We start from the raw sequence: 7,724 nt of genomic DNA, 5'->3' as shown, positions 1-7,724 counted from the left end.
GGTGCGGGGGTTCCTGGACGAGTTCACGTGGGTGCTGCCGGCGGTGCACATCGGGGTGATCGGGATGCTGATCCTCACGCGCTGGTGGGACTTCTGGACGGGCGGCACCGGCTGAGAGGCCGGGGAGGCTGAGAGAGGGTTGCGCGGACGAGCGCGCCAGCGTACGACAACGGCAGGGCGGCTGTACGGGAGTTCAGTCCGTGCAGCCGCCCTGTCGGCCGAGCGCGGGTACGCGCGGCCGCGAAACGCGGGGGATCGGTCAGCCGCCGAGCGGCAGCCCGCCGAGCAGATTGCCCTTGGCGTTGCCCTTGTTGGCGTCCTTGTTGTTCTGCCCCACCTTGCTCGTGCTGCCCTTGGCCTGGCTGCCCTTCGGCTGGGTGCCCTTGCCCTTGCCCTTGCCCTTGGCGGCACCCTTGCCGGCCGTCTTGCCGCTCGCCTTGCCGGTGGTCTGCTTGGCGGAGGTCTTCTTGTTCAGGCCGTCCGTGACGCCCTTCACCGCGTTCAGGACAGAGCCCTCGTTCTCGGTGTCCAGCGCGTTCGTGTGCAACGGCTGGATGTCGCGCAGGCCCTCGCTGGCGATGGTTTCCAGGCCGCCGTTCAGGCTCATGCCTTCGGCGAAAGCCGGGGACGCGGCACCCAGAGCCATTACGGACCCGGCGACGACCGCGGCAACCTTCATGGGCTTCATTTGTCGAATCCTTCTTTCAGCGATGTCCACGCGCGAAAGCCGCGAGACAACTCTCGTTCCGCACAGTCCTCTTGGACGTCTTCGGTGGGAAGCCGTGTCAGCGGCCTCGCGATGTCTAACGAGGCCCGGTCGCGGCGGAAACGGGGGAATCGCCGGATGGCCGGGGAAGGGCGGGGGCCCTCGCCGCGGTGCCCGGACTGGACCTCAGCGCGCGCCGGTCGTCCCGGTCGTACCGACCGTCGACGCCGGCAGGTTCGGTACGGGGATGCCGGCCTTCTGGAGGATCTTGATGATGAACTTCAGAAGCTCGGTCCACGGGTCGTCCGCCTCGGCGGTCACGTCGTGCGCGGCGCCGGTCAGGGCCCTGTCGTCGGCCGCGGCGCCCTGGACGGCGTCCTGACCGGCACTCTTCCCGGCGGCTCTGAGTACCCGGTCCGCCGTTCTCTTGAGCGTCGCCACCTCGTCGGAACTGAGGGTGATCGGGGTGATCTTGCCGTCCTTGCCGATCCTGCCGCTTGCGGAGGAGCCGGCGGAAGTGGACGTGACCGTCCCCGACGCGTCAGCGTCCGCAACGGCCTTCGAGTGCTTGGAGTCCTTCGAGTTCTTCGAGTTCTCCAGCGCTTCCACGACCGCCGCGAGTTCCTTGGCGTGCTTGTCGATCTTGATGGCCGAGAGTGCGCCCCCAGGTGCCTTGAACACCTCGTTGAGCAGATTCGCGAAGGGCGTCAGAACGGTCGCGGCGTCGTCGAGCGAACCGATCTCGTGAAGGGACACCGACGTGTTGGAGACGGTGGTGCCGGACGCGGAGGTGCTGGGCTTCGGGGACGGAAGGGGGGAGTGGGGGGAGGCGGCGGCCGCCGTGGTGGCACCGAACACGAGGGCGGCGGAGAGAGTGGCGGACACCGCGGCGGTCGTGGCGGTGGCCGCGGGACGGGGGGATCGGGACGGGCGGCGACGCATGCGGAATCCTTCCGGGACGGGGCGGGGAGAGTGTTCTCACCGTGGGTTCCGCGCATACCATACGCAACCAATACGTCACCGTGCGTACTGGGCGTCGCGTGCTGTGTCCGTGTCCGTACCTCACTTGACCTGCGGTGACGTGTCCATGTGCGATTCCGCCGCTGAAAGAGTGGCGACCGTGTCCCGTACGGAGCAACGCGGCACGAAGGCGGCACGGAAGAACGAAGAGCCGCCCTGCCCCGAGAGGAAGAGCGGCTCCGCTGTGACGCTGTCGGCTCCCATGTCCATCACGGCCGGGCGGCCACGGCCACGGCTCGACGCTTACGGCGCGTCAGCCACGACTGGTGCGGCGAGCCGCCGTCAGTGGTTGAGGCAGACGTTGCCGAAGGCCGGGTTCAGCAGGCCGATGATGTCGATGGTGTTGCCGCAGAGGTTGATCGGGACGTGGAGCGGCACCTGGATGACGTTGCCGGAGATGACGCCCGGGGAACCGATCGCCGCGGCGTTGGCGCCGGAGTCGGCGAAGGCGGAGCCGGAGGCACCGGCGACGGTGGCGACGGCCGCCGTGGAGAGAACGACGGCCTTGGCGATACGCGACATGGAGAAAGACTCCTCAGTCATAGCTGGAACGGCATAAGCATCGGGCGTGTGTGCCTGACTAAACAATCAACGCCGGAATGGCTTATGGGTTGCGCACCCGAATGAGTGACACAGCGCCTTCGGGCCTGGGGCGAGTCACGAATGGGTGCCGCCGTCCGCCCGTTTCGGTGCAAGCCGTCCCCCATGCGCGGCGTGCCGCCACGAAACCCCGCTGGTCGAGTTCGGGGGCGGCCTGTCCTGGTCGTGATGTGTAGTCATTTTTTACGTTCAGCGTGTTTCTGCGCGTCTGACGTGATTTTCAGTCCGCGCTCTGTAAAGGTCCCATCTTGTTTCGGGCGACGAAGGGCTGAGGGGCGAAAAGTCGCGCCCCCATGCCGAGAGATTGCTCTCCTTGTATCCACGAGTGGAAAGAGCTGAACGTGCGGTCTCAACGCCACTGTCCCAAGGGCCTGTTCACCGCACTCCACCTCGTCCAACCGGTCGACGGCGGTGTGGCCCGGGTGGTCCTGGACCTGGTCGCGGCGCAGGTGGCGGAGGGGTTCCGTGCCGTTGTGGCCTGCCCCGTCGAGGGGCCGCTCGCCGGGGCGGCGGCCGAGAGGGGAGCGGAGGTGCACGCCTGGCGGGCGACGCGCGATCCGAACCTCCGGTTGTTCCATGAGATCCGGGATGTCGCACGGTTGGTCGAGCGGGTGCGCCCCGACGTCGTCCACGCACACAGCGCCAAGGCCGGGTTCGCCGGCCGGCTGGCCGTCCGCGGCCGGGTGCCGACCGTCTTCCAGCCGCACGCCTGGTCGTTCGAGGCGGTGGGAGGGACGACCGAACGGCTGGTCACGCGCTGGGAGCGGCTGGCCGTACGGTGGACCGACCGCGTCATCTGTGTCAGCGAGGCGGAGCGAAGCACCGGCGAGCGCGCCGGGGTGCACGCCCCCTGGACCGTGATCCACAACGGGGTCGACGTCCGTCGCTTCGCGGCCCCGGAGGCCTTTCGGGGAAACGCGGAATCCGCCGATGGCGCGCGCGCCGATGTCGTACACGCCGACGCCGACGTTGACGCCGTGCGAGCCGGCGCCCCGCACGCTCATGTCGTCGGGGCCGGCGCCGTACGGACGGATCCCGACGCCCCCGACAAGCCCTTCAGTACCGGTGGCTCTGACGGCTCTGACGACCCCGGCGGCTCCGGCGGCTCTCACCAAGCCGCCGGTATCGAGGCCGCTCGCGCTTCCCTGCCGCTCTTGTCCGCGCTCGCCCCGGACACGCCCGTCGTCGTCTGCGTCGGCCGGCTGTGCAGGCAGAAGGGGCAGGACGTCCTGTTGAAGGCCTGGCCCCGGGTCGTACGGCAACTGCCCCGGGCCCGGCTCGTCCTGGTCGGCGACGGGCCCGACGCCCGGGCGCTGAGCGCCGCCGCGCCGTCCTCGGTGCTGTTCGCCGGGGCCGTACGGGACCCCGCGCCCTGGTACCGCGCGGCCGACCTGGTCGTCCTGCCGTCCCGTTGGGAGGGCATGGCGCTGGCGCCACTGGAAGCCATGGCGAGCGGGCGCCCCGTCGTGCTCAGCGATGTGGACGGCGCGCGCGAGAGCCTGCCGGCCGGCCACGAGCCGTTCTGTCTCGCCCCGCCCGAGGACCCCACGGCGCTGGCGACCGCCATCGGGACGCTGCTCCGGGACGGACACCTGCGCGTGGCCCTCGGCCGCCAGGGCCACCAGCACGTACTCAGCACGTACGACGTACGCCGGACCACGCGGGCCGTCTCCGACGTGTACCGCCAGGTCACCGCAGTGACCCGCCCCGACCGCAGGGAGCCGACCCCCCGATGAGCACGGAAAGAGCCAGCGTTCCTCCACCGTCCGCGCCCGCCCCGACGACGGACCAGCCGAAGGGGCAGCCGGTGGCGGCTCCCCCGGGCAAGGCGATCGGGCCGCCGGCGGGCGAGCCCGTCGCCCAGGCCATGGCCCAGGCCGCGTCCCACGCGACCGGACACACAGTCGCCCCGTCCCCGTCCCCGTCCACTTCCTCCCCGTCCTCGCCCTCGTCCCAGGCGCAGGCCGCCGTGCATTCCATGGCTCAGGCGGTCGGTCAGTCCGTTCCCCAGACGGCCGGTCAGCCTGGCGGCCCGTCCCCGAGTCCGTCCCCGAGTTCACCCCCCGCGCGATCCACCGTCTCCCCGCCGCGCGGCACCACCGACAACCTTCCGCTGCCGCCCCGCCGCCGGACGGGCGCTTCGCCGCGCTTCGCTCTGCCGCTCGTCGCGGCGGACGTGTTCGCGGCCCTGCTGTCCTCCGTGGTCCTCCTCGACGAGGGACAGCGGGACGCCGTCCTGGGAGCCCAGCTCGTGGTCGGCGTGACCACGCTGAACGCGTTCGCGGGACTGTACCGCCCCCATGTCACCCTGTCGGGGCTCGACCAGCTCCCGGCGCTCGGCGCCCGTATCGTCGTGTCGTGGTGCGGGGCGGCGGCCGTGCTCGCCGCACTCTTCCCCGCCCACGCACTCGGTTTCACCGCTCTGCTGAGCGGCGTCGCCGTGCAGATCGCCGTGGCGGTCTGCTGCCGTTCGCTGATTCACACGCGTCGGCGTGCGCTGGCGCGCGACCGGCTGCGTTCCGCCCTCGTCGTGGGGACGGGCGACTCGGCGCGCCGGCTGACCGCCCTTCTCGTCCAGCACCCCGAGTACGGGCTGCGGCCCGTCGGTATCGCCTCGCTCGCCACCAGGCGGCCCGGGGAACGGGGCGCCGAGGCCGCCGGCGGCCACGGTGGCGCGGAGGGCGACGCGGGTGCGGGCGCCACGTCCGCCACCGCGGCCGACAGGTCCGGTGTGGCCGGCGAAGCCGGTGGCGCCGCCGCTCCGGGCGGGGAAAGCGCTCCGGGTGGGCCGGGCGGTTCCGCGCCCGCGGACGCTCCCGACCTTCCCGTTCTCACCACGGTCCCGGAGGTCCAGCGCGCCATCATCCAGAACGGCGTCCAGGAAGCGCTCTTCATCGGCCCGTCGGCCGGTTCCGTGGCGGTGGCGACGGCCGGGGCCGTGACCGCCGAGGGTGCCGGAGCCGCACCGGGCACCGGCGCGGGTCCGGGTGCCGCCGCCGGTCTCGTGGCCGAGTACCTCCCCGGGCCGGCGGCACCGGTCCTCGAAACCGTCGTGGAGCACGACCGCTCGGCGCTCGTCGCGCTGTTCCACCACTACGGTTGTGCCACCTCCTTCGTCGGCGTCGGCCCCTGGGAGACGGTGGCCGACCACGACACCATGGCGCGCCATCTGTGGGGGTTCTCCTGGCGCCGGCTGGAACCGCCGGTCGCGCGCCGGGGCGGGCGGGTCGCCAAACGGCTGCTGGACGTGACGATCACCGGCCCGATCCTGGTCGCCGCCTCACCGGTGCTGCTGATCTGCGCCCTCGCGGTCCGGCTGGCCGACGGCCCCGGCGTCCTCTTCCGCCAGGAGCGCGTGGGCCAGGACGGGCGGCCGTTCACGCTGCTGAAGTTCCGTACGCTCAGACCCACTGACGAGCAGGAGTCCGCCACCCGCTGGAACATCGCGGGCGACCACCGGATGAGCGCCGTGGGCAACATCCTGCGCCGTACGTCGCTGGACGAGCTGCCCCAGTTGTGGAACGTCCTGCGCGGCGACATGAGCCTGGTCGGGCCCCGGCCCGAACGCCCCTTCTTCGTCGCCAACTTCAGCCGCACGCTCCCGGGTTACGCGGCCCGCCACCGGATGCCCGTCGGCATCACCGGCCTCGCGCAGGTGCACGGGCTGCGCGGGGACACCTCGATCGAGGAGCGGTCGCGCTTCGACAACCACTACATCGACCACTGGTCCCTGTGGCAGGACATCTGCATCCTCGTGCGGACCGCCGCGTCCCTCGTCCGGCCGGCGGGCAGCTGATGGCCGCCGACAGCGCCGGAGCCCTGCTCGGCCCGGACCGCCCGGGCCGGGCGGTCCGCGGCGTCGCGCGACGCGTCAGGACACAGGCCGTCAGGGCCTGGGCAGGGAACCCGTGGGCCGCGGCCCTGTTCCACCGGCCGGCGCGGCTGCTGCCCGTCGTCGTGGTCATCGGGCTGCTCGTCGTACCGTCGACGTCGGCCGGGAACGGCTCGGCGGGCGGCGGAACGCCCGCGGACATCGCCTCCGCGCTACTGGTGGTGCACTGCCTGGTACGGGTGTTGCGGGAACGGGCCCGGCCGCTGACCCGTACCGCCGCGCTGGTGCTGGGCCTGCCGGTGCTCGGGGTGACGGTCGCGGCGGTCGCCTCGCACGATCCGGCGGCCGGTCTGCCGGGGCTGGCGCGCTACCTGCAGATCTTCGTCCTGGTGCCGGGCGCGGTGCTGCTGACCGTCCGCGACCGTACGGACTTCCGGCTGGTCGCGGGAGCGGTGGCGGCGCTGGCGCTGGTGCAGGGCGCGGTCGGCGTCGTGCAGTACCTGACCCGTACGGGCGCCTCGTACATGGGCGAGGAGATCCGCGCGGTCGGCACGTTCGGGCCGTCCGACGTGATGGGAATGGCCACGGTCGTCTCGTACGGGCTGGTCATCGCGGTCGGACTCGCGCTCGGCGGTGGCCAGGCGGGGCAGGCGGGGCAGGCGGATCAGGCGGGCCAGGCAGGTCGGACAGGACGGGCGGGGCGGGCACCGCGTGCGTGGCGGGTCGCCGCCCTCGTGTGTGCCGGTCTGTTCGCCGTGCCGCTCACACTGTCGTTCAGCCGGGGTGCCTGGATCGCCACCGCCGTAGCGGTCGCCCTCCAGTTCCTCCTCTCCGGGCCGCGTCGCGCCGCCAAGGCCGCGCTGGTCGCGGGGGCGGTGGGAGTCGTGCTCGTCGGAGGTCTCGGCGTCGGGTCCAAGCTCGTCGGTGAACGCCTCAGCAGCATCGCCCAGGTCACCGACGCACCGGACCGGTCCGTCAGCGACCGGTACGTCATGTGGGCCGCGGCCGTCGACATCTGGAAGGAGCGGCCGGTCACGGGCGTCGGGCTGAAGGGCTTCCCCGAATACCGCGACAGCCACGCCTCGCTGGCACTCTCCGCCGCCAGTGACACGGACGGGGCCGGAGCTCAGTTCCGGCGTCAGCCGTTGCTGTCCCCGCACAACATGTATCTGCTGGTGCTCAGCGAGCAGGGGCTGGTGGGACTCATGGCGCTGGCCGGCGGCTGGGCGGCGCTCCTCGTGTGCGCGCTGCGCCGGCTGTACGAGGCACGGCGGTCCCGCGGGCCCCAAGGTGCCCACACCGCTCGCGGTTTCCGCAGGGCAGGTGGTGCCGACTGCGGTCTGGTCGCGGTCGGTCTGCTGGTGTGGCAGCTGATGAGCTTCGGTTACGGGGACATCGGCGGCCCGTCCACCGTGCTGACCGCGGTGGCGCTGGGCCTGGTGGCGTGGTGGGCGCTGACGCCCCGCCGGTCGAACCGGGAGGTCGTCCACGCGTGAGCGAGACGACGCAGTCGCTTCCCGCGGCACCTCCGGCCCGGGCTTCCGGGGCGGCCCCGGAAGCCGGGCC

Annotated in this window: 7 protein-coding genes; 3 read left to right on the top strand and 4 right to left on the bottom strand. The window is 72.2% G+C overall.

Annotated elements, in window-relative coordinates; genetic code table 11:
- Positions 1-259: 259 nt before the first annotated feature.
- From IG02_RS43625 to IG02_RS0116970, 4 genes are all read right to left on the bottom strand, one after another.
- A complete protein-coding gene (locus IG02_RS43625; RefSeq protein WP_063756798.1) occupies positions 260-688 on the bottom strand; it encodes a hypothetical protein in 429 nt (142 codons plus the stop codon).
- Between the two features lie 204 nt (positions 689-892).
- The gene (locus IG02_RS0116980; protein WP_158712323.1) at positions 893-1,591 is read right to left on the bottom strand and encodes a hypothetical protein; all 699 of its coding nucleotides are present in this window, start codon (positions 1,589-1,591) and stop codon (positions 893-895) included.
- Between the two features lie 177 nt (positions 1,592-1,768).
- Positions 1,769-1,930 (bottom strand): hypothetical protein, encoded by a 162-nt coding sequence (locus tag IG02_RS41600; protein ID WP_158712322.1) that lies wholly within the window; start codon positions 1,928-1,930, stop codon positions 1,769-1,771.
- Between the two features lie 78 nt (positions 1,931-2,008).
- Entirely contained in the window at positions 2,009-2,248 is a 240-nt protein-coding gene (locus tag IG02_RS0116970) for a chaplin (RefSeq protein WP_030748004.1), read from the bottom strand.
- 419 nt (positions 2,249-2,667) lie between these two features.
- Between IG02_RS0116970 and IG02_RS0116965 the strand changes: the two genes are divergently transcribed.
- The 3 genes from IG02_RS0116965 to IG02_RS0116950 are packed head-to-tail and all read left to right on the top strand — an operon-like array spanning position 2,668 to position 7,654.
- Positions 2,668-4,062 carry a glycosyltransferase gene (locus IG02_RS0116965; RefSeq protein WP_063756797.1) on the top strand — a complete coding sequence of 465 codons (1,395 nt, stop codon included), beginning with the start codon at positions 2,668-2,670 and terminating at the stop codon, positions 4,060-4,062.
- Entirely contained in the window at positions 4,059-6,122 is a 2,064-nt protein-coding gene (locus tag IG02_RS42860) for a sugar transferase (protein ID WP_234314772.1), read from the top strand. The genes IG02_RS0116965 and IG02_RS42860 overlap by 4 nt, the downstream gene beginning before the upstream one ends.
- The gene (locus IG02_RS0116950) at positions 6,122-7,654 is read left to right on the top strand and encodes an O-antigen ligase family protein (protein WP_078854531.1); all 1,533 of its coding nucleotides are present in this window, start codon (positions 6,122-6,124) and stop codon (positions 7,652-7,654) included. Before IG02_RS42860 ends, IG02_RS0116950 begins: the two co-directional genes overlap by 1 nt.
- Positions 7,655-7,724: the final 70 nt, after the last annotated feature.

The sequence above is a fragment of the Streptomyces sp. NRRL F-5135 genome (assembly GCF_000719775.1).
In the GTDB taxonomy this organism is placed as follows: Bacteria; Actinomycetota; Actinomycetes; order Streptomycetales; family Streptomycetaceae; genus Streptomyces; species Streptomyces hebeiensis.
Note: the sequence above shows the minus strand (reverse complement) of the source record. Positions and strands in the feature narration are given on the sequence as shown.

What these genes read in the sequence shown, in the direction of transcription:
- IG02_RS43625 (WP_063756798.1), bottom strand. Translation starts at nt 688, where the DNA reads ATGAAGCCCATGAAGGTTGCCGCGGTCGTCGCCGGGTCCGTAATGGCT.
- IG02_RS41600 (WP_158712322.1), bottom strand. Translation starts at nt 1,930, where the DNA reads ATGGGAGCCGACAGCGTCACAGCGGAGCCGCTCTTCCTCTCGGGGCAG.
- IG02_RS0116970 (WP_030748004.1), bottom strand. Translation starts at nt 2,248, where the DNA reads ATGTCGCGTATCGCCAAGGCCGTCGTTCTCTCCACGGCGGCCGTCGCC.
- IG02_RS42860 (WP_234314772.1), top strand. Translation starts at nt 4,059, where the DNA reads ATGAGCACGGAAAGAGCCAGCGTTCCTCCACCGTCCGCGCCCGCCCCG.
- IG02_RS0116950 (WP_078854531.1), top strand. Translation starts at nt 6,122, where the DNA reads ATGGCCGCCGACAGCGCCGGAGCCCTGCTCGGCCCGGACCGCCCGGGC.